Source organism: Mycobacterium shottsii, from assembly GCF_010728525.1.
Taxonomy (GTDB): domain Bacteria; phylum Actinomycetota; class Actinomycetes; order Mycobacteriales; family Mycobacteriaceae; genus Mycobacterium; species Mycobacterium marinum.
Genome location: NZ_AP022572.1, coordinates 1,203,519 through 1,224,749, shown reverse-complemented (window position 1 = coordinate 1,224,749; position 21,231 = coordinate 1,203,519). Strand labels below are relative to the sequence as shown.

Annotated in this window: 17 protein-coding genes and 4 pseudogenes; 10 read left to right on the top strand and 11 right to left on the bottom strand. The window is 65.9% G+C overall.

Features of this window, described 5'->3' with window-relative positions:
* Nucleotides 1-47: 47 nt before the first annotated feature.
* On the bottom strand, nt 48-908 hold the full coding sequence (locus G6N41_RS05775) for an SDR family oxidoreductase (RefSeq protein ID WP_198966848.1): 861 nt from the start codon (nt 906-908) through the stop codon (nt 48-50).
* A 70-nt stretch (nt 909-978) separates the two neighbouring features.
* On the opposite strand from G6N41_RS05775, the gene G6N41_RS05770 reads away from it, so the two are divergent.
* Nucleotides 979-1,593 carry a PaaI family thioesterase gene (locus G6N41_RS05770; protein ID WP_020731359.1) on the top strand — a complete coding sequence of 205 codons (615 nt, stop codon included), beginning with the start codon at nt 979-981 and terminating at the stop codon, nt 1,591-1,593.
* Nucleotides 1,594-1,617: 24 nt separating this feature from the next.
* On the opposite strand, the gene G6N41_RS05765 is transcribed toward G6N41_RS05770, so the two are convergent.
* Entirely contained in the window at nt 1,618-2,388 is a 771-nt protein-coding gene (locus G6N41_RS05765; protein ID WP_198966847.1) for a DUF2127 domain-containing protein, read from the bottom strand.
* Nucleotides 2,389-2,693: 305 nt separating this feature from the next.
* On the opposite strand from G6N41_RS05765, the gene G6N41_RS05760 reads away from it, so the two are divergent.
* Nucleotides 2,694-3,494 (top strand): enoyl-CoA hydratase/isomerase family protein, encoded by an 801-nt coding sequence (locus G6N41_RS05760; protein WP_198966846.1) that lies wholly within the window; start codon nt 2,694-2,696, stop codon nt 3,492-3,494.
* A 57-nt stretch (nt 3,495-3,551) separates the two neighbouring features.
* Here the strand turns inward: G6N41_RS05760 and G6N41_RS05755 are convergent.
* A pseudogene (locus G6N41_RS05755) lies at nt 3,552-4,151 on the bottom strand (class I SAM-dependent methyltransferase).
* A 116-nt stretch (nt 4,152-4,267) separates the two neighbouring features.
* Here G6N41_RS05755 and G6N41_RS05750 point away from each other — a divergent pair.
* Entirely contained in the window at nt 4,268-5,080 is an 813-nt protein-coding gene (locus G6N41_RS05750) for an SDR family oxidoreductase (protein ID WP_198966845.1), read from the top strand.
* A gap of 10 nt (nt 5,081-5,090) precedes the next feature.
* On the opposite strand, the pseudogene G6N41_RS05745 reads toward G6N41_RS05750, so the two are convergent.
* The 4 genes and pseudogenes from G6N41_RS05745 to G6N41_RS28090 form a co-directional block, all read right to left on the bottom strand.
* Nucleotides 5,091-5,962: pseudogene (locus tag G6N41_RS05745) on the bottom strand (IS5 family transposase).
* Nucleotides 5,963-6,057: 95 nt separating this feature from the next.
* Nucleotides 6,058-7,773, bottom strand: a complete 1,716-nt coding sequence (locus G6N41_RS05740) for a PE family protein (protein ID WP_198966844.1) — start codon at nt 7,771-7,773, stop codon at nt 6,058-6,060.
* An 81-nt stretch (nt 7,774-7,854) separates the two neighbouring features.
* Nucleotides 7,855-8,829, bottom strand: a complete 975-nt coding sequence (locus G6N41_RS05735; protein WP_231608855.1) for an integrase catalytic domain-containing protein — start codon at nt 8,827-8,829, stop codon at nt 7,855-7,857.
* A 72-nt stretch (nt 8,830-8,901) separates the two neighbouring features.
* Nucleotides 8,902-9,117, bottom strand: a complete 216-nt coding sequence (locus G6N41_RS28090) for a hypothetical protein (protein ID WP_198968066.1) — start codon at nt 9,115-9,117, stop codon at nt 8,902-8,904.
* 249 nt (nt 9,118-9,366) lie between these two features.
* Here G6N41_RS28090 and G6N41_RS05730 point away from each other — a divergent pair, with 249 nt between their 5' ends.
* A complete protein-coding gene (locus tag G6N41_RS05730; RefSeq protein ID WP_117423538.1) occupies nt 9,367-10,524 on the top strand; it encodes a Zn-dependent alcohol dehydrogenase in 1,158 nt (385 codons plus the stop codon).
* On the opposite strand, the gene G6N41_RS05725 is transcribed toward G6N41_RS05730, so the two are convergent.
* The 3 genes and pseudogenes from G6N41_RS05725 to G6N41_RS05715 all read right to left on the bottom strand — a co-directional run bounded on the left by G6N41_RS05725 (nt 10,408) and on the right by G6N41_RS05715 (nt 14,622).
* Nucleotides 10,408-12,084: a flavin-containing monooxygenase gene (locus G6N41_RS05725; RefSeq protein WP_198966843.1), complete on the bottom strand. Its 1,677-nt coding sequence runs from the start codon at nt 12,082-12,084 to the stop codon at nt 10,408-10,410. The two genes, G6N41_RS05730 and G6N41_RS05725, sit on opposite strands and share 117 nt — an antisense overlap.
* Complete coding sequence (locus G6N41_RS05720; RefSeq protein ID WP_198966842.1) at nt 12,081-13,880, bottom strand: flavin-containing monooxygenase; 1,800 nt, start codon at nt 13,878-13,880, stop codon at nt 12,081-12,083. Before G6N41_RS05720 ends, G6N41_RS05725 begins: the two co-directional genes overlap by 4 nt.
* A 102-nt stretch (nt 13,881-13,982) precedes the next feature.
* Nucleotides 13,983-14,622 (bottom strand): annotated as a pseudogene (locus tag G6N41_RS05715) (TetR/AcrR family transcriptional regulator).
* 149 nt (nt 14,623-14,771) lie between these two features.
* On the opposite strand from G6N41_RS05715, the pseudogene G6N41_RS05710 reads away from it, so the two are divergent.
* The 3 genes and pseudogenes from G6N41_RS05710 to G6N41_RS05700 all read left to right on the top strand — a co-directional run bounded on the left by G6N41_RS05710 (nt 14,772) and on the right by G6N41_RS05700 (nt 17,043).
* Nucleotides 14,772-15,434, top strand: a pseudogene (locus G6N41_RS05710) (TetR/AcrR family transcriptional regulator).
* Nucleotides 15,431-16,441 (top strand): LLM class flavin-dependent oxidoreductase, encoded by a 1,011-nt coding sequence (locus tag G6N41_RS05705; RefSeq protein ID WP_198966841.1) that lies wholly within the window; start codon nt 15,431-15,433, stop codon nt 16,439-16,441. Before G6N41_RS05710 ends, G6N41_RS05705 begins: the two are co-directional and overlap by 4 nt.
* A 38-nt stretch (nt 16,442-16,479) precedes the next feature.
* Complete coding sequence (locus G6N41_RS05700) at nt 16,480-17,043, top strand: pyridoxamine 5'-phosphate oxidase family protein (protein WP_015354048.1); 564 nt, start codon at nt 16,480-16,482, stop codon at nt 17,041-17,043.
* Nucleotides 17,044-17,067: 24 nt separating this feature from the next.
* On the opposite strand, the gene G6N41_RS05695 is transcribed toward G6N41_RS05700, so the two are convergent.
* Nucleotides 17,068-17,541 (bottom strand): SRPBCC family protein, encoded by a 474-nt coding sequence (locus G6N41_RS05695; RefSeq protein WP_198967737.1) that lies wholly within the window; start codon nt 17,539-17,541, stop codon nt 17,068-17,070.
* Nucleotides 17,542-17,742: 201 nt separating this feature from the next.
* Between G6N41_RS05695 and G6N41_RS05690 the strand changes: the two genes are divergently transcribed.
* The 3 genes from G6N41_RS05690 to G6N41_RS05680 are packed head-to-tail and all read left to right on the top strand — an operon-like array spanning nt 17,743 to nt 21,222.
* Nucleotides 17,743-17,955: a heavy-metal-associated domain-containing protein gene (locus tag G6N41_RS05690; protein WP_198966840.1), complete on the top strand. Its 213-nt coding sequence runs from the start codon at nt 17,743-17,745 to the stop codon at nt 17,953-17,955.
* Nucleotides 17,952-18,842, top strand: coding sequence for a hypothetical protein (locus G6N41_RS05685; RefSeq protein ID WP_231608853.1), 891 nt, complete (start codon nt 17,952-17,954; stop codon nt 18,840-18,842). The genes G6N41_RS05690 and G6N41_RS05685 overlap by 4 nt, the downstream gene beginning before the upstream one ends.
* A gap of 10 nt (nt 18,843-18,852) precedes the next feature.
* Nucleotides 18,853-21,222, top strand: a complete 2,370-nt coding sequence (locus tag G6N41_RS05680) for a heavy metal translocating P-type ATPase (protein WP_198966839.1) — start codon at nt 18,853-18,855, stop codon at nt 21,220-21,222.
* Nucleotides 21,223-21,231: the final 9 nt, after the last annotated feature.

The following is a 21,231-nucleotide window of genomic DNA, read 5'->3' as shown; positions in this document are numbered from 1 at the left end:
AACCAGGTTTCGCGGGCATCTTGACTCGATGCATCACGTGACGGATGTCAGCGAACTGTGGTGCGGGAGCCTCGCCGGAACTTCAGCAGGTAGCCGGGCAGCCGGCGGGCCGGGACCGGCCTCGGCCAGTCGTCGGCGCGAAAGTACGCGTCGGAACCGCCATCCACGAACACCACACTGCCGCAGAGGAAATCCGCAGAGTCGCTAAGCATGAAACATATCCAGTCGGCCATGTGGGTGACCTCGCCGAATCCACCGACCGGGATCAGGAACGACCGGACGCCCTTGGCCTGAGTCGGGTCCGACAGCTGTTCGGCCAGCAGCGGCGTCATGATCGCGCCGGACGCCAGAGCGTTGAGCCGCACCCCCGATCCGGCCCACTCCGGCAGCACCGCCTGGCGCCGAACCCAATGGCTCACCGCGATTTTCGACGCCGCATACATCAGCGAAGGCGCGGCTCTACCGAACAACCGCACCGCGCGCACCGCCTTGTCGGCATCATGGTCGAGCAGCGCCCGCACGCTGCGCCGCGGCACCATCGGAACAGTCGTCGTCGAATTGCTCGCGATCACAACCGCTTTGGCCCGTTCGGCGGCAGCTAGAGCGGGCCGCCACGCCTGCAATAGCTCCACCACACCCAGGTAATTGACCTGGGCGATGCGATGCAGCCGGCCCGGGCCCGGACTCGGCCCCAATCCCGCGGCCAGCACCGCGCCATCGAGCCTGCCGTCACAGGCCGCAATGACGTCGCTTGCGGCCCGTAACCGGCCCTGCCGTGTCGACAGATCGGCGACGACGTCGGCGCCATCGAGGTCGACGCCGATCACCCGATGGCCCGCTTCCCGAAGCCGACTCGCGGTCGCATTTCCCATCCCAGACGCCGATCCCGTGATCGCATAGGTCCCCATACCGACCTCCGTTCGTTGCTGAGCGCAGTATGCCTGCTCGCCGGCCCCGCAGCGCTGTTAGGTTGCGAGGATGCCCGACGAATGGCCTGGCACCGATTTCGACCTGCTCGAGTCGGTCTACGGGCCACTGACCGCATCGATCCGTCGCCTCATCGACGTCAGCATCCGCACCCAGGCGGATCCGGCGACGGTCACCGCTTCCATGGCCAAAATCGACAGTGCTGCCGAGGAATTGAGTGACGCGCTGCACCCGGGAGGGTTCGGCGTCCAGCTGACTCCGGAAGGTGAGACCGTCGCGTGGGGCAATGTTGTGGTGGGTGTGCGCAACCCGGTCGCACCACCGTTGTCGATCCATCACGAACCCGACGGACTGGTGTGGTCGGAGTTCACCTTGGGCGCGGCTTACGAGGGGCCGCCAGGCCATGTGCACGGCGGCGTGTGCTCGATGATCCTCGATCATGTGCTGGGCGCGACGGCCCATCTGCCGCGCCGCCCCGCCTATACCGGGACGCTGACCTTGCGCTACCGGCGCGGCACCGTGCTCGGACGGCCGCTACGCGCCGAGGGCCGCGTTGAACGTATCGAAGGGGTCAAGACGTTCTCGGTCGGCCACATCGCCGACGAAAGCGGCATAACGGTGGAAGCCGAGGGGATATTCATCCAGTCCAAGCAGATCCGGGCCTGAGCGTCGCCGCGCCGAGCCGGTCCGTCATGTCACCATGGCGGCGCGCTCCAGGTCCAGCAGCTGCTCACCATGCAGTTCCTCGTCATAGGCCTTGCGCCCACCGCGCAGACCGAACAGCCGCTTGGAGATCAGCAGGTACAGCACGGCGGCCACATTGATGCTGAAGGTGACCACCCGGGTCATGGTGATCCCCCTGGCCAGGTCGTGGATCTCCAGCGGCAGGAAGACCGAGGTTGCCACCACCGCGAAGTACTCGCCCCAGCGTTTGAGCAGCCACAGGCCCACCCCCTCGACCACCTGCAGGACGGCGTAGGCGGCGAGCATGAAGGTGATCAACGCGAGCGTCGATGGCTTTGCGGCCAGCGCCTTTTCCAGTTCCTGAACGACGAACATCTGATCGACCTTGAACCCGGCGGCGCGAAAGATCGGCAAATCCCGATCAAGGGTTGTCTGAATGGCTCCCCGCGCGCCGCGAAACTCCCATACCGCCCACGCCGCAAGCCCGAGCACCATCGCCCGAAACAGGCGTTCGACCGCCAACGTGCGAATGATGATGGCCTGACGCAGCGCCTTGCCACGCATGATCAACGGCGCGTCTTCCGGACGCCCGCGGCCACGCGGCGCACCGAGCGTGAAGTCACCACAGCGCAGACAGCGCCACACTTCACCCAACTCGGTGTCAGCGCTGAGCCGGTCCGCCAGTGCCCGGTCATCGGGTGCGTAGGTGGCATGACCGGTCACCGAGCAGACCAGCAGCTCCCAGCGATTCACACCATGATCTTCACGCTTGGTCACGAGCCGATCATTCAACGCGTTGCGCGAACCGTGCAAGCGCGCGCGCAGTGGCATTCCCAAGGCACCGACCAGCTTCGAAGTACGCCATGACCCAACGCAAAGATGGACAAGACATTTCCGAGACGGCCTGCGCTACCCGCTTGGCATCGCGTCTCGTCTTTGTCTCCACAGATCTCGTTTGCCCGCAACATCATTGCCATGCCGTTGTTACAGCGCACGATATGGAAGTGGGTCGCGCGCGGAGGTAGCTGCGGGCGGCGAGATCGGCAGCCGCACCGGCCACCGGGTGTAGGCTCGTGAAGACTATGGATGAGCCCCTGCGGTACGAGAAGCTCGACGGCGGTGTCGCTATCGTCACCAACACGGATGCGCCACGGAACCGGATGGGCCTGGCCTACGTTGAGCGGCTCAGCGAGGTGGTAGACGACATTGCCGCCGACGACGAGATCCGGACCTTCGTCATCACCGCGGACGGTCTGGAGAACTTCTCCTTCGGGATGAACCTCAAGGAACTGCCAACCGGCATCCAGGCGGCGGGCAGCGTCGACGCGTTCTTCGATCGACGCCTCGATCTCATCCAGCGCATCGAGAACATGGGCAAGCCTTCCGTCGCCACGCTGTTCGGCCACTGCCTGGGAGCCGGCCTCGAACTCCCACTGGGCTGCACCTTTCGCCTCGCCGCCGAGGAAGGGGCGTCGATCGGGCTGCCCGAGTTGCACCTGGGTTCGACTCCTGCCTGGGGAGGCTCGGCTCGGTTGGCCAAGACCGTGGGGCGCCAGCATGCCCTCGGCATGGTCTTGCGGGCCAAGACCGTGACCGGGCCGCAGGCACATGCCATCGGTCTCGTCGATGAGGTGTGGCCACTCGACGAGCTGAAGGACCGAGCGACGCAGCTCGCCCTGGAGTTAGCGGGGCAACCCGCTCTTGCCGTGCGGGCCATGCTGGGAGCCTTTCATGACTGCGAACACCGGACTTTGGACGATCTACTCGCCGCGGAGCGACGGGCCATCCACGCAACCTTGAGTTCCGATGATGCCCGCGAGGGGATGATAGCTTTTCTCGAGAAGCGCCCGCCGGTGTTCAACCGACCCAAACGGCCTCGGTGAGTCCGAAGCCGTTGCGCTGCTCACGCGGGCCAGCACCGTCGCCGTGAGCTCGGACGGTCAGCCGGGCGCCTGCCAGGTGATCAGCACCCGCCCATAGAGCAAGCGCCGCACTCGGGCCCCGGGCAGCAGTTCCCGAACTAGTTCGCGCAGCTGTGAAAACGTCACCGGCGGTGGCTATTTGATGGCGGCGGTGTGCTCCCATTTCCGTCTGACTCGATTGGCGACGCCAGTAGCCAGCCACGCGGTGAGGTGCCACAGGACGTTTCGCGGGGACGGTCTGACAAAGGTCACCACCGCCAGCGTTCCGCCGGGCAACACCAGCTCCGCAAGCCGGATCAATGCCCCACGGGTGTCCTCGATGTGGTGCAACGACGCGTTGGCGAGCACCGCGTCGAAGCCGCGATGCGGTAGCTCGCCGGTCATGACGTCGCCGTGCACCCACCGGATGGAGGTGTCGGCGAATCGGTGTTCTGCGCGTCGCAGCACGTCCGCGTCGACGTCCAAAGCGGTGACATCGGGTACCCGGTCAACCAGCCGGGCCGACAGGAAGCCGTCCCCGCACCCGACGTCGAGAGCGGTTTGGGTACCCGGCGCGACGGTGGCAGCCAACAACGCGTCGTAATGAATGTTGATGTTCCACGGTTGTCCCGCCGGCACCTGTCGAAGGTAGCCTCAGCCGCCCTATTGTTGGCCATTGGGGCGGCCCGGGCCGCGTTGCCAGTTCGCGCGGGTTCGGGGAGTAGGTCGGCGGGGCCGAAGAAGATGGGGTAGCTGTGAGCCGGAACGTTCTGACCGTGATCGGGGTCGGCGGCATGGGGCAGGCGATTGCCCGGCGGCTCGGCTCGGGCAAGACGGTGCTGTTGGCCGACAATAACGCCGACACGTTGGCATCGGTAGCCGAATCCCTTGCCGCGGAAGGACATGACGTCAGGAGCCGCGGCGTGGATGTCTGCGCCGCGGAGTCGGTTCACGATCTCGCCCAGTACGCCGCCACCCTCGGCGCCGTCACACAATTGGCGCACACCGCGGGGTTGTCTCCGGCGCAAGCGTCAGCGCAGGCAATCCTGGCCGTCGACCTAGTCGGCGTTGCGCTGGTGCTGCAGGAGTTCGGCGCGGTGATCGCCCCAGGGGGCGCGGGTGTGATCATTGCCAGCATGGCGGGCCATCTGTTGCCGCCGCCCAGCGCCGAAGAAGAACACGAGCTCGCCCACCGCCCGCCCGGACAGTTGCTCGAACTGGACTTCGTCGGCAGCATCGTGGAGCCGGCCTTCGCCTATCCGTTCGCTAAGCAGGCCAATAGCATTCGGGTCCGTGCGGCAAGCCGACAATGGGGGCAGCGGGAGGCACGAGTCAACTCGATCAGCCCCGGCATCATCTCGACACCCATGGGACAGCAGGAACTCGCCTCACCGGTCGGCGATGGGATGCGGGCGATGATCGCCATGTCCGGGACCGGTCGAATCGGAACCCCCGACGACATCGCCGCAGCGGCGGCCTTCCTGCTGGGCCCCGAGGCAACATTCATCACCGGGGCGGAGCTCCTGGTCGACGGCGGTGTCGTCGCCGCCATCAGGGCGAGCGGCTAGGTCCTGTCTGCTAATTGCGGACGCGGTGGTAGGTGATGATGGCGGCCAGGGTGACACCGCCGAGGTAGGTCAGGGCGTATTTGTCGTAGCAGGTGGCGACCGCGCGCCAGTGTTTGAGCCGGTTGAAGCTTCGCTCGACGGTGTTGCGGTGCTTGTAGATTCGGCCTGAGAACCCCGGAGGCCGTCCTCTGTTGCGGCCTTTGGCTTTGCGGCGGGTGATCTGGTCGCTGCGCTCGGGGATGGTATGGGCGATCTTGAGCCGGCGCAGCTGTGCCCGCGTCGAGTCATGGGAGTACGCCTTGTCCGCCAGCAGGCGAAACGGGGCGTATGAGTTGCTGCACCGGGCGGCCAGCAATGGCCAAAGCATCGGATTATCACCGGCTTGACCGGCCGACAGTGCCAGGGTGACCGGACTGCACAGCTGGTCGGTCAAGGCGTGGATCTTGGTAGTCAGCCCGCCGCGGGAACGCCCAATGGCGTGGTCATCGGGCTCATCGAGATATTTCTTGTAATTCGACAGATCCCCTGTGCGGCGCCCGGGCGCGCTCCGGCTGCGTGTTGGTGGGCGCGCACACTGGTCGAATCGACCGACAACAGTGCGCCCAGGTCGGCGTCCTCGGCGTCGAGGTCAGAGGCGATCGCCGCGAAGATCCGCGCGTAGATGCCATCGACCGACCAGCGTAGATGCCTCTCGGCCACCGATTGCCAGGGACCGAAGTGCTCGGGCAGGTCACACCACGGAGATCCCGTACGGTAACGCCAGATAATGCCCTCCAGAGTACGTCGATGATCGTTCCACGGCCGGCCACGCCGCCGCCCCGCAGGCAACACCGCCACGATCAGCGACCACAAATCATCAGAAATCGCATGCGTCCGCATCACCCAAACAGCATCAGCCAAAACACCATTCACATTAAGCAGACACGCCCTAGCCGCACGAGCCAGACCGGGCAACCGGTCAGACCGTCATCTGGATGCTAGACCGTGGATGGCGCATCGAAGTTGTGCAGGTTCTGGTTTGTCCCCTCACTCACGGTCACGTAGCCGTTGCCGTCCGGGTGAAAGGCTATCGCTTCGCCCTGCGACTCATCCGGTGTCGGGCCGGCAACCGCCGGCTGCGCCAACGCCATCCAAATGTCATGGGAAGGATCACGATTCCACAAGTAGACGTGGCCATAGGTGCGCACGGCCAGTTGCGTTCCGTCCGGCGATACATCGGCCCCGGTCACCAAGTAGCCAGAGCCGCTCGGCAATGCCAGCGTGCCCACGTCCTGCAGGGTGGTGGTGCTGCCGCTAGCCAGTCCAGTGGGCGCCGAATAGATCGCGGGATTGCCGCTCGAGGTCTTGTCAATGATGAGCATGCGTCCCGTGCGCGGGTCCACCATGAGCGCCTCCGCGTTGTGTGGGCCGTCGGGATATTTGAGATTGAGCGTGTCCACACCGGTCAGCGTGGTGGTGACGGGGTTGGCGGCGGTGCCGGTGACTATCGGCTCCGGTACCCGATAGACGGCTATTGCGCTGCGGGAGAGCCCACTATCGCCAATGTCGCCCAGGTAAAGGTAGGACTGGCCCGGCACCGGTCCGGGACCGATCGCGATATCCTCCCAGTCGGATGCCTTCGCACCGCTGAGCGTGTAGGTGCCCAGCGTGGCCCCGCTCTTGGCATCGATGGCGAATACCCGCGCCGTATCCCCGGAATCGTTGTGCACCCAATAGATGTTCGGGTTGGCGACGCCGGACTCGATGCCGGATATCTCGTCGAGTGAGGCATTCGTAATGGGTCCGGCGTTGGACGCCACCAGGTCCCTCCCGGCGGCCGCGTCAACCGCGTTCTGGCCGGCCCCAGAGCCCGGGTCCGGCGGATTGCCGGGGTCACCCGGCGCACCGACATGCGCGCCCTGGGCACCATCGGAACCGGCGTGGCCGTAGAGCCGGCCGCCGTTGCCGGCGGCGCCGCCGGCCCCGGGGTCGACGCCCGACCCGCCGCTGCCCCCGTTTCCCCCGTCACCGATCCATTGGGCCGAGCCACCCGGGCCGCCCGGGCCGCCGGTTCCGCTGGTTCCACCGGAACCGCCCTGCCCGCCCAACCCGCCGTTACCGAACAACAGTCCGCCAGATCCGCCGCGGCCGGCCGCCTGCGCCGACGTCGTGCTCACCCCCGAACCGCCCTGCCCGCCCGCCCCACCGGTGCCGATCAACCCCGCATTACCGCCGTTGCCGCCGACCTGACCGGCGGCGCCGGACCCGCCGTCGCCGCCATTGCCGTACAACAATCCGCCGGGGCCGCCGTCGCGGCCGCTGCCCGGCGCACCATCGGCACCATCGCCAATGAGTTGGCGGCCCGTTAGCGCCTGGCTCGGCACATTGATCACGCCCAGCAGGTCCCACTCGACGAGCTGTAGCGGCGAAATGCCGGCCTGCTCGGCGGCACCATACGCACCCCCGGCGCCACCCAACGCCTGCACGAATCGAGCGTGAAAGGCGGCCACCTGAACGCTGATCGCCTGGTACTGCCGCCCCTGGCCGGAAAGCAGCGTTGCGATGGCCGCCGAGACCTCATCACCGGCGGCCGCCAGCAGTGCGGTGGTGGAGCCGGCGGCCGCCACGTTGGCCGCACACACCGAAGAGCCAACGCCCGCCAGATCGGCCGCGGCACTGGCGAGCAGGTCTGGGATCGCGACCAGATGCGACATCGATGTCCCGTGATGCATCAAGTCAAGATGCCTGCGAAACCTGGTTCATGCATCAGGTAAGGAATGCCCGCGAAATCGGGGTCAGGTGGTGGTCTTGCTTTTGATGCGGATGCCGGCTTTGAGGGCGGGTAGAGCGGCGGGTATGGCGGCGAGGTAGAGCTGTTCGGTCTTGTCTTTGGCGAGTCTGAGCAGGGCGGCTTGCAGGTCGGCGATCTGGTGGGCGATCGCGGCGGGGTTGAGGCTGTCGCGGTAGGTGAGCAGCTCTGTTTGTTGGGCCGCTGAGAGGACTCCGGCGGCCAGCAGCCGGTCCAGGGGGGTCTGGGGCTTGTCGTAGAGCCGGCGGCGGTGACCGTCGCGGCTGCAGCCGTAGCTGATGGGTTTGATGGTGGGGGTCAGGTAGTTGAGCCGGTCGTTGACCAGGTGCCACAGCCGGTTGAGCACGGCGCGTTCTTCGTCGGTGTCGTAGCGGTAGTAGAACCCGTAGCGACGCACGAGGTGGTTGTTTTTAGACTCGATGGTGGCCTGGTCGTTCTTCTTGTAGGGCCGTGAGCGGGTGAAGAAGATCTCCATGTCCGCGGCCCACTTGATGACCGCCTTATTGAGGAATTCGGTGCCGTTGTCGAAGTCCAAACCCGTTACCTTATAGGGGATTTTAGTAATTCCGGTTTTGAGGGCGCCCAGGATGTGGGGGTGGGCGTTGTTGCGCACCGTGCGGGTGAACACCCAGCCGATGTGCATGTCGGTGAGGTTGACCGTGCGGGCGAACTCACCTTTCAGTGTCGGGCCGCAGTGCGCCACGGTGTCGCCTTCGAAGAACCCCGGAGATTCTTCGGCCTCATCGCCTGCTTTGCAGATGGTGATCGAGGACCGCAGCAGCGGGGAGGGTTTCGTCGTCGACACACCCGAGATCTGGTCGCGGGCCTTGGCGCCGCGCAGGTAGCGGTCGATCGTGGCGCTGCTCATCGCCAACAGCTCGGCACGCACCGCCGGGCCGTAACGGTCACGGCCGTCCACCAGTTCGCCGTGGCGTTCTAGAGCATCCAACTGAAGTGCCATGGAAGCGGCCAGATACCGGCCCCACTGCCCGCCTGAGGCCGCCCACACCTTCTGCAACACCTTGAGCGCATCCTAGGAGTACTTCGGATTGCGTTGCCGGCGAGTCCGTTTGGCGACCTGCCGACCCGCTCCCGGCGGCGCGGCCGCCGCCCTCAACCGCCGCCGGGCGTTGTCACGCGACCAGCCGGTGACCGCCACCACCTGATCCAGAATCTGCCCCTTGCCCGCCTTCGGCGCCCCCACATACCCCCTGGCGAACTTCGCGGTGATCTCGGCCCGAGACGACATCGACAGCCCACTTCCCATGCCTGCCAAGGATCGACCGTTCCGCGGGCATTTTTACGTGATGCACCGAGGACGCTTCACGGGCATTTCTCGTGATGCTTGCCGCGTCCTTCCGCCACGGGACGACCGGTCATATAATCAATCGATTGATTGTAAGAGACGGCCTGGCTTTCAGGACGAGATTGCGAAGCCACTTGGTGGCAAGGTTGTGCTGAGTTGTCGAGGCGACCTGCCAGAGGAGGACGACCTTTAATGAGAAGCCGCGCGGCCATCCTTTATGGGTACGGTCACCCCTGGACCGTCGAAGAATTCGAGCTCGACCCGCCGCGCGCCGGCGAGGTGCTGCTGCAACTGAGCGCGACCGGACTGTGCCACTCCGATGAACACATCCGACGCGGCAACCTCGCGCCACCACCGGAAACACTGCGCTCTTTGGGGCTGCCGACCATGTCCCCGACCATCGGCGGCCATGAAGGATCCGGCGTCGTGCTCGAGGTCGGCGAGGGGGTGACCCGGTTCGCACCCGGCGACCATGTGGTGACGTCTTTCATCGCGGTGTGCGGCCAGTGCCGTTGGTGCGCAACGGGAATGGAATACCTATGCGATACCGGATACGGCACCTTGGCACCCGGAATGCCCACCGACGGTACGTTCCGTCATCACAGCCTCGATGGACGCGACCTCGGCCACGTGTCCAAGATCGGCGCGTTCGCCGAACATACGGTGGTCTCGGCCGATTCGCTGGTCAAGATTGATCAGACGTTCCCGCTGGTGCCGGCAGCCCTGCTGGCCTGTGCGATACCGACCGGATATGGCTCGGCGGCACGACGCGCTCAGGTCCGCGGCGGCGACATCGCCGTGGTGATCGGCGCGGGCGGCATCGGAACAGCGGCCATCCAAGGCGCCCGTATCCAGGGAGCGACCCGCATCATCGCGGTCGATCCCGTTGAGTTCAAGCGCAAATCCGCGCTGACCTTTGGGGCCACTCATACCGCGGCGGCACCGGACGAGGCCGTTGAGACGGTGCGCGAGCTAACTCGCGGCGTGATGGCGGATGTGGTCGTGGTATCCTCCGCCACGATCGGCCCGGCCGACGTCGCGGCGGCACTGTCGCTGACCCGCAAGGGCGGAACCTGCGTGCTCACCGGTCTGCCGGACCCCGCGATGCACTCCATCGCCGTCGGTCTTCAAGACTTCGTGCTGATGAATAAGACGCTGTGTGGCACGGTCTTTGGCTCGTGCAACCCAAAGAGTGACATTCCGCTGCTGGCCACGATGTACCAGTCGGGGCAGTTACTCTTGGACGAGATGATCACCAAGCGCTATTCGCTCGACAGCATCAACGACGCCTACGCCGATCTGGTTGCCGGCGAGTTGATCCGCGGGGTCATCGATTTCAGTCTGAGCTGACGCCGCGCTCCCCGGCCCGCCCCGTTGCGCCGCCGGCGACACCCCCTTGTGGTGCAACCAGTCCCGTGGCCTGATCCGCCAGGTTCGGCGCGCGTATTCCAGCTCGGTGTAAGGCCACTGGGTGACGATGCGCCCCGAAGGTGAGCGGAAGTAGCTCTGGCACTGAGTCCAGATCGTGCGTTCCAAATCCGCGGAGATCTCGTCGTTGTAGCGCCTTTCCGACTCCGGACGGACATCGAGGTATCCACCGCGGCGCGCCAGCCGACTGACCGCGCTGGCCACCAGGCGCGCGCCGGCCTCGAGTATGTAGACGATCGAGTTTCCGCCCTGGTTGGTGTTCGGACCGTAGAGCATGAAGAAGTTCGGAAAGCCGCCGACTGCCGCACCCAGGTAGGCGGCGGGGTCATCACCCCACCGCTCGTGTAGGGACTGCCCTCCGGTGCCGATCACCTCGATGCCCGACAGGTAGCGCGACGTCTCAAATCCCTTGGCCAGCAACACCGCATCGACGTCTACGACTTGCCCGGCAGTCGTGACGACCGAGGTCTCGGTGACTCGCTCGATGGGATCAGTAACGAGTTCGACATGGTCGTGCTGTAGCGCCCGATAGAAGTCATCACCCAGCAGCACTCGCTTACAACGGAACGGATAACCGGGCGTCAGCGCACGGCGCAGCCGCTCATCGGCGACGACGCGCTCCAGGAAGGAGGTAGCGATCTGGGTGCGCGATGTCACCACCGGATCATCGGCGAAGGTAGCGGTGTTGTCATGCTGGAACTTCCAGATCTGCCAGCGGGTCCGCCGAATTGCCAGCGGGTTGCGCCGAAACTGCCTCAATTCGGTTGCGGTGTAGCGGCGATCGTCTTTGGGAACCATCCAAGGTGGGGTGCGCTGAAATACCGTCAGGCGCCCAGCGAGCTTCGCCAGTTCGGGGACGACCTGCACCCCGCTGGCCCCGGTGCCGATCACCGCCACCCGTTTTCCCGTCAAATCGACACGGTGATCCCAGCCGGCGGTGTGCATCAACGTGCCACCGAAATCGGTCAGCCCGGCGATGTCGGGCAGCTTGCGCGGCCCGAACAAGCCGGTCGCACAAACCACCACGTCGGCGGTCAAGGTAGCGGTCCCCCCGGCCCGGTCCACCTGGCAGACCCACCCCCACGTGTCCTCGTCCCAGCGGATCGAGCGGACCCAGGCGCTCAGCATCAGGTGGCGGTGTAGATCGAAATCGTCTACGACCGATTCCAGGTAAGCCAGGATCTCGGGTTGGCGAGCATAGGTGCGGCTCCAGAATTTGTTGGGCGCAAACGAAAATGAGTACAGATGACTCTGAATATCGCAGGCGGCTCCCGGATAGGTATTGCGACGCCAGGTCCCCCCAACGCCGTCGGCGCCCTCGATAATCACCAAATCATCAATGCCCGCGCCGCGCAGCGCAACGGCGGCGGCGATGCCGCCAAAACCGGCCCCGATGATGACGACCCGTGTTGGGCGCCCACGCCGGGTCGCCGCCCGGAGCCGGCCCGCGAAGTACCGTAGCCGGGCCGCCGGCCGGGTCATCGTGGCACCTGCGCACCACGAATCGCCAGACCTTCCAGGTCCCCTTTGGCCCGCCATGTCTCGAGGATGTCGGCGTATTCGGTGGGAGCGCCGAAGAAGAAGCTGCCCTGGCGAGTCTTGGCATCCGCCTTCCCCTCGCGGTTGTAATAGCCGGGGGTGCAGGTCTTGGCCCGCTCGGCGGTCGCCGCCGAACGGGTCACCACCGCCTCGACCCAAGCGGCCTCGGCCTCCGGCGAGGCCTCAACCTCGCTCACCCCGTGCTCGAGCGCCCAGGCGATGATCCATGCGACATGACTGGCCTGCACATCGAGCAGATATGGAAAGTTCACCGTGAGGCCGGCCTGGGCGATGCTTTCGATGAAGCAGTTAGGGAAACCGTTGGCACACAGTCCCTGAAAGGTGCGCACACCGTCGCGCCACCGGTCGGTCAAGGTGATGCCGTCCCGGCCGATCAGTTCGAAGCCGGTGCGACGGCAGTAGTCGGTGCCAACTTCGAACCCCGTCGCAAAGATCAGGCAATCCAGCTCGTAGGCCACCGAGTCGACCACCACGCCGGACTCGATGATGCGCGCTACGCCGCGCCCCTCGGTATCGACCAGGGTGACGTTGTCGCGGTTGAAGGTCTGCAGGTATTCGTCATGGAAGCACGGCCGTTTGCAGAAGTATCCGTACCACGGCTTGAGTGCTTGCGCGGTGGCACGATCGGTCACCAGCTGATCGACCCGCGCCCTGATCTCCTCCATCTTGGCGAAGTCGGCGAACTCGATTTCCCGCGAGCGTTTCTCCGGGTCCGTCGTGCCGGGGCTGTCGTGACGCATCACGGGAAGCTTGCGGGTAATGCTCGTCCAGGCATCAGCGACCAGATCTTCGGATGCCTGCCCTCCGGCGGTCAGAACTTGAAAGTTCGTGATGCGTCTGCGCTGCCAGCCCGGCTGTAATGTGGCAGCCCACTCGGTATCCGTGGGTTCATTGGCGCGCACATCCACCGACGAAGGCGTGCGCTGAAACACGTAGAGCTGCTGGGCCGCCGCCGCCACGTGGGGCACGCACTGCACTGCCGTCGCGCCCGTGCCGATGATGCCGACCCGCTTGTCGGCCAGATTCTGCAAGCCCTGGCCGGTGTAGCCGTAGTCCCACCGGCTGGTGTGGAACGTCTTGCCGCCAAAGCTGGCGATCCCGGCGATCCCGGGCAGCTTGGGCTTGGCCTGATATCCGTTGGCCATCGATACGAATCTGGCCCGCATCCGGTCCCCGTGATTGGTCCGAATGATCCAGCGGGATATGTCCGCATCCCAGCGGATTTCGTGGACTTCGTTCTGTAGGCAGGCATCTCGGTACAGGTCGTATTTCGCAGCGATGCGCTGACAGTGCGCAAAGATCTCGGCGCCCTTGGCGTACTTTTCGGTCGGAATGTAGCCAAGCTCCTCGAGCAGCGGCATGTACACATACGACTCGACATCGCACGCGATCCCCGGATACCGATTCCAGTACCAGCTACCCCCAACGTCGGCCGCGCGGTCGATCAGCCGCACACTTTGCACACCGAGTTGGCGCAGCCGTGCACCGGTCAGCAGACCGCCGAAGCCGGCCCCGATGATCGCCACGTCCACCTCGTCGGTAAGGGGTTCGCGCGCGAATTCTTCATCCGCCCAGGGATCCTCGCCGAATCGGGAGAACTCACCCGCGATCTCCACGTACTGCGCGATCCCGTCGGGACGCAGCCGCTTTGTCCGCTCTTCGGCGTACTTCTGGCGCAACACATCAACGTCGAACGCGCACCCGACGGTTTCGGTCAAGGTCTCAACTCCGCTCTACGCGAGATGACCCTATAAGTGATCGATTGATCATATCAAGCGATCACCACGTATTCGAGGCCCCACAAATCGCCAGTTCGACCATCAGCAGCGAAACAGCGTGCCCCTGATCAAACCCTTGGCCGCGCTCAGCGCGGCGTGGAATTGGTCCAGTGGCAGGGTGGCCGCCAGTTCGGTCAGACCGTAGATGAGCGCGTAGATCGCCTCTATCGCACCGGCCGTATCGGCCGTATCGGCCTGCTCGGCAAGCTCACCCCGGCGCCGGGCATCCTCGACCAGGCCCCTGATTATCTCTCGAAACGCGGTGAACCCGACTTCGCCGAGTTGGCCGCTCCCCTCCTGGGCGTCCAGAGCGATGCCGTCTTCGGCCCGGATGGCGAACTCGAAGGCGGCCAGTTGCGGGTATTCCCGGATCAACTCGCCGCACTCGTCGAGCACCGCTTCGATGCGATCAACGATGTTGCCGCCGCCTTCGGCGGCCCCGCCGCAGTCGCGGCATCGCCGCATCGGCCCTGGCCGCGATCGTCTCCTTGATCAGCTCGGACTTGTTCGGAAAGTAGTTGTACAAGCTGGCACTGGTCAAATTCGCGGTGCGAGCGATCTCCCGGATGGTGGCACGCGCATATCCCACTTTGCTGACACACTGCATCGTCGCGACGATGATCCGTTGACGGGTTTCCTCGCCACTGGCGCCCACCGGGCGGCCCAGCTGCGTGCGGGTCATTGCGGTCGGATCCTCACCAACGGGTCTTGCATATTCATCGGCCGTGGGCGCTTTGCGGGCATAGTCGAATATATTCGAATGATCATGACTTCCGGCGTCCGCGGGGCCGCGGTGAGTGATCGACAGCCCGATTGCGAGTGCCGCCTGACATGACCGTCCCCACCTTCTCGACGAGATCCCAGCTCGGCCGGCCGGTGGGCGCGCGCGGCGAACAAACCCGGCAACGGATCATCACCGCGGCAATGCGTTGTGTGGCCGAGGCCGGCCCCGCCCAGGCGTCGATCCGCGAGATCGCCAAGGCGGCCGACATGACCAGCGGCAGACCGTACCACTACTTTCCGAACAAGTCGGAGCTACTCAATGCCACCGCCACGGAGATCGAAGAGATCGTCTTGCCCCGGCTCCATGCCGCCGCGGCCTCTTCCGATGACATCGTCGACCGGCTCGACGCGGTGTTGGATGAGTCGAAACGGTTGATGCGCGACTATCCCTACCTGGCCGGGTTCCTACGAGCGGTGCGCGCCGAGAATGCCGACCAGACCGGTGGCGGCCGCCGAACCTACCCGGGCTCCAAGGCCCTTCGCGACGTCATCACCGAAATCGTCGACGACGCCCGGGGGCGGGACGTGCTGTCCGCCGGCATCGCCGCCGGCGCCGCGGTGGACGCCATCTGCGTACTGACGCGCGGCCTCACCGAGCAAGCGGCGAATCTGGGTCCGTAGTCCTACGACGTCACACTCGACTCGGCCAAGCAACTGCTCCGAGGATCACTGTTCGCGGGAGCCAAACCAACGGCCACGCACCGAACATGAGTTTGCTGACCGCGTTGCGGCTGAACATGACCAACATCGCCGATCCGGCGGCCGACCACGCCCAGCGCTATCGCGCCGCGCTCGACATGGCCGAATATGCCGACCACCACGGGTTCACCGCGGTCAGCGCCGAAGAACATCACTTGGCCGCGACCGGCTGGCTGCCGTCGCCGCTGATTCTGGCCGCCGCGGTGGCCGGACGCACCCGAAACGTGCGCATCAGCATCAATGCTCTGATCGTCCCGCTCTACGATCCGGTTCGGCTCGCCGAAGACATCGCCGTGCTCGACAACCTGTCCCTGGGCCGCTTCAGCTTCGTGGCCGGCATGGGCTACCGGCCCCAGGAGTACCACGCCGCCGGCAAGGACTGGTCGCGCCGGGGTGCCCTGATGGACCACTGCCTTTCGGTGCTGTTGCAGGCGTGGGGCGATGGTCCGTTCGAATACGACGGCCGGCTGATCAATGTCACCCCCAAACCGCGCACCCATCCACACCCGATCCTTTTCGTCGGCGGGATGAGCGTTGCGGCGGCCCGCCGGGCCGCGCGCTTCGGCTTGCCGTTCTCGCCACCGATGGCGATGCCCGAACTCGAGGCCGTATACCACCAGGAGCTGGCCCGCCGTAACCAGCGGGGATTCGTCTACCACCCCGAAAACGGCAGCACCGTAACGCTATTGCACGCCGACCCCGACGAAGCCTGGTCCCGGTTCGGCGGTTTCATCATGAACGAGGCCGCCGAGTACAGCGGCTGGAAGCGCGCCGGTGTCCCCCGCCCCAACGAAACACCGGCGGCTTCGATCGCCGAGCTGCGTGGCCTCGACAACGTGCAGATCCTCACTCACGACCAACTGGTCGGCCAGCTGCAACGGGGCAGAAAGGAAGTCGTGATGAATCCGCTCATCGGAGGGCTGCCTGTCGAGGTCGGCTGGAGCAGCCTGAGGCTGCTGGCAGAAGAGGTGCTACCCCGCGTTGCCGACATTCCCGAGTCCGCCACCACGAAGCCCTGACCCCTGGCCCGCCTACCCGAGAACAAGGATGGTTCATCATGCTCCTGCCCCTGTCAGCGCAGCCCTACACGGCACCTACCGACCGCGACATGCTGCCGTCCGAGCGCCGCGAGTTCGTCCGCACCCACCGCACGTGCGTGTTTGGATACCGTCGGCGCAACGACGGCCCGGGGATGTCGATCGTCTACTACATCCCCACCGATGACGACGAACTGTTGGTGGCCACCATGGCCGGGCGCGGCAAAGCCAGAGTCGTCGAGCGCGACGGCAAGGTCAGCTTGTGCGTCCTCGACGAGCGTTGGCCGTTCACCTATCTGCAGGTCTACGCCGACGCGATGCTAGATCCGGACCGTGAGCTGGCGGTCGACGTCATGATGGCCGTTGCCGGCCGGATGTCGGGGCAACCGCTCGACGCCCAGGCGCGCCCGAGCGTCGAGGCGATGTGCGAACGCGAGAACCGCGTCGTGATCCGCTGCCGGCCGTACTCCACCTTCGCGACGCCGCCACGACACCTGCACCGAAACGACCAGGTGGAGCAACTGACGCACTGGGTGTCGGGAGTCGTGCCCTGGGACGCCGCGGACCCCGCGTCATCACGGTGAGTGACGGCGGGGGCCGTTGTTGACCTATCGCGCGGCGTAGCGGTCACGCAGCTTGGCCAGCGTTGCTTCGATGCCGGCCGCGTTGGCCTTGCACGCGCCAATCCGCTCGTAGTACTTGAGCTTGTTCTTGAGCTCACCCGCCGCGTGGTAATCAAAGGTCTCGGTGACGCGGGTGACCGTGGGCGAGAGAGACTCGAACTCCCATCTCCAGCGGTGCCCGGCCGGATGCCGCCATTCGACCAATTCGTTGGGCTTGAGAGCGGTCACCGTGCTGGTGATGCGGTACGGCACGCCGAACATCCGCATGTTTGTCGAGAACTTCGTGCCGGCCACCAGGGTCACCGGCGCCTTGATGTTGTCGCGAACCGTGCCGGAGCCGTCCAGTTCGCTGTGGCGCCGCGGATCAGCAACGATTGCGAACAGCTCGGCCGCGGGAGCGGCCACTTCGACGGAACGACTGACCCGACGAGGGCCCGCATCGACAACCAGGACAGTCATCAGTTCTCCTCGCGTCACGTGAACTCGGCCCCAGCCTACATAACCCGCTAGCCCATTTGCCTTGCCACCGGCCGGTAGCCGCTCCACACCCGGGACACCCGCTGGAAAAACATCACGCCCGAAGCCCTTGACAGATATACCCTTTAGGGGGTATGTGGACAGAGTGTTTGTATACCCCCATTGGGTATAGATGGGAGAGTGATGAAGACCAGCGAGTACCAGGTCGCCGGGATGCGATGCGGGCATTGCGAATCCGCCATCCGAAGCGAGGTGGCCCAGATCCCGGGTGTCGCCACGGTCGCCGTCAGCGCGCGAACGGGCAGGCTGCTGGTTGCGGGGTCGGCTCCGATTGATCCGACGACGGTGTTGGGTGCGATCGGCGAGGCCGGCTACCAGGCGGTTCTGGTCGCATGAGCGCGCGCGCCAGACTAGCCCTGTACGCGACGAGCATGGCCGCGTTGTTCGGCGCGGCATTCCTGGTCGGGGGTGCGGTGATTGCGCACCCGATCTCGACATCCTGGGCTCGGTCCGGGCACGCCGGTCACCAGGCTGGGGCGCAACCGGTGCGCGGGGTGTCCCTCAGTGCGGGCGATCTGATGCTCGACGACGTCGCGGCCCCACCCGCGGTCGGAGTGCAGGGCACCTTGTCATTTCGGGTCCAGTCGCTCGGCGGCGTGCCGGTGACGAAGTATGCGATCGAGAACGCCAAGAAACTTCATCTCATCGTGGTTCGCAGCGACGGCACCGAGTTTCGCCATGTCCATCCCACGATGAGCGCCGAGGGCCGCTGGTCAATCCCATGGGCATGGAACGCCGCCGGTACCTATCGGGTGTTCGCCGACTTCCTCCCGGAAGGCGGCAACCCCACGGTCCTGACATATGCGCTCAATGTCGGGGGCATGTTCACCCCGGACCCACCACCGTCGGCGACAAACGTCAGCCGGACCGACGGGTTCACCGTGACCATCGACGGCCCGTTCACGGCCCAGTCACCGTCGCGGCTGATCGCAACCGTCACCCGGGACAGCCAGCCGGTCACGACCCTGCAGCCCTACCTCGGTGCATACGGACATCTGGTGGTGCTGCGCGAGGGAGACCTGGCGTATCTGCATGCACATCCCGAGAATGGCGCGGCGTCGGCCGGATCGGCTAGCCCGGCCCAGATTGCCTTCACCACCGAACCGCCCACCCCGGGCCGCTACCTGCTCTACCTCGACTTCCAGGTGAACGGGCGAGTGCACACCGCCCAGTTCGTGCGCTGCGCTGCAGAGCAATCCAGCCATCCGGCAACACATCAGTAAGGAGCACACCATGCCCGAGACGACCGGTTTGCCGGCCACACTGAGCAACGTCGAGCTGGACATCGCCGGGATGACCTGCGCGTCATGCGCGATGCGCATCGAGAAGAAGTTGAACAAGCTCGACGGGGTCAGCGCGACCGTCAACTACGCGACCGAGCGGGCCACCGTCACTGCCCCGGCCGGGTATGACCCGCAGATCCTGATCACCGAGGTCGAGAAGGCCGGCTACGCAGCGGCTTTGCCGCAGCACCGGCAACAGCCCGCGGCGGCGGCAACAACGGACACGCACGGCGTCGACCCCGAGCTGGCGTCGCTGCGCGGTCGATTGGTCGGCGCGATTGTGCTGGCCGGCCCGGTGATCCTGATGGCGATGCTGCCCGCCCTGCAGTTCCGGTACTGGCAGTGGGCATCGCTGGCGCTGGCCGCGCCGGTCATCGTGTGGGCGGGCCGACCTTTCCACCAAGCCGCGTGGGTCAATCTCAAACACGCCACCGCCACCATGGACACCTTGATCTCGGTTGGGACCCTCGCGGCGTTCCTGTGGTCGTTGTACGCCCTGTTCCTGGGTACGGCCGGAGAACCCGGGATGCGCCACCCCTTCGAGCTGACCATCACACCCGGTGACGGCGCATCCAACATCTATCTCGAGGTGGCCGCCGGGGTGATCGCGTTCGTGTTGGCGGGCCGGTATTTCGAGAAGCGCTCCAAGCGGCGCGCGGGCGCCGCCTTGCAGGCGCTACTCGAGCTCGGCGCCAAAGACGTAGCGGTATTGCGCAACGGCGCCGAGATCCGGGTCCCCGTGCAAGAACTCACCGTCGACGACGAGTTCGTGGTGCGCCCGGGCGAAAAGATCGCCACCGACGGCACCGTCGTCGCCGGCTCTTCGGCGGTGGACGCGTCGATGCTCACCGGGGAGTCCGTCCCGGTTGAGGTCGGCCCGGGGGACACCGTCACCGGCGCCACCACAAACGCCGGCGGGCGCCTCGTGGTGCGCGCCACCCGGGTCGGTGAGCACACCCAGCTGGCGCAGATGGCCAAGCTCGTCGAGGCCGCCCAATCGGGCAAAGCCGACGTGCAACGGCTCGCCGACCGCGTCTCCGGGGTATTCGTGCCGATCGTCATCGCCATCGCCGTAACCACACTGGGTGTGTGGCTCGGCGCGGGCTATCCGGTCAGCGCGGCGCTGACCGCCGCGGTGGCCGTGCTCATCATCGCCTGCCCGTGCGCGCTGGGACTGGCGACTCCGACCGCACTGCTGGTCGGCACCGGGCGCGCGGCCGCGCTGGGGGTGCTCATCAAGGGGCCCGAAATGCTCGAGTCCACCCGCAGAGTCGACACGATCGTGCTGGCCAAGACCGGAACCGTGACGACCGGCAAGATGACCCTGCTCGAGGTGATCACCGTGCCCGACACCGACCGGGCAACGGCGCTGCGTTACGCGGGCGGGCTCGAGGCCGCCTCCGAACACCCCATCGCGGCGGCAATCGTCAAGAGCGCCAGGGCAGAACTGGGCGCGCTGCCCGAGCCGGCGGACTTCGCCAACATCGAAGGTCAAGGGGTTCGGGGCATTATCGACGGGCACGCCGTCATCGTTGGACGCGCCGGCCTGCTAGCGGACTGGGCACAGCACCTCGACCCGGACCTGGCAGCGGCCAAGGATCGGGCCGAGAGCCAGGGCAAGACGGCGGTCGCGGTGGGTTGGGACGGTCGGGCGCGCGCCATCCTGGTGATCGCCGACACCGTTAAACCCACCAGCGCTGCGGCCATTCGGGAGTTCAAGCGGCTGGGGCTAACCCCGGTGCTGCTAACCGGTGACAACCCCACGGTGGCGCGCCACATCGCCGACGAGATCGGTATCGACGAGGTCATCGCCGATGTACTGCCAGCGGGCAAAGTTGCCGCGGTCAGGCGCCTGCAGTCCGAAGGCAAGATCGTCGCGATGGTGGGCGACGGCGTCAACGACGCTGCCGCGTTGGCCACCGCGGATCTGGGACTGGCGATGGGCACCGGCGCCGATGTGGCGATCGAGGCCGCCGATCTCACCCTGGTGCGCGGCGACCTGCGTGCCGCAGCAGACGCGATCCGGCTCTCCCGGCGGACCCTGAACACCATCAAGACCAACCTGTTCCGGGCCTTCGGCTACAACGTCGCCGCGCTCCCGTTGGCCGCTTTCGGTCTGCTCAATCCGATGCTCGCCGGTGCCGCGATGGCGTTCTCCAGCGTGTTCGTGGTGGGCAACAGCCTGCGGTTGCGCTCCTTCACCAGCGTCATCACGGACGCACCGCCATCCATGGGCAGTCCGACGCGATGGGACGCCACACCGGAATCGCCTGCCGAACTCTCATCGCTTTCCGGCGAACCCTCCGGTTGCCCACGATAGCCGCCTTCG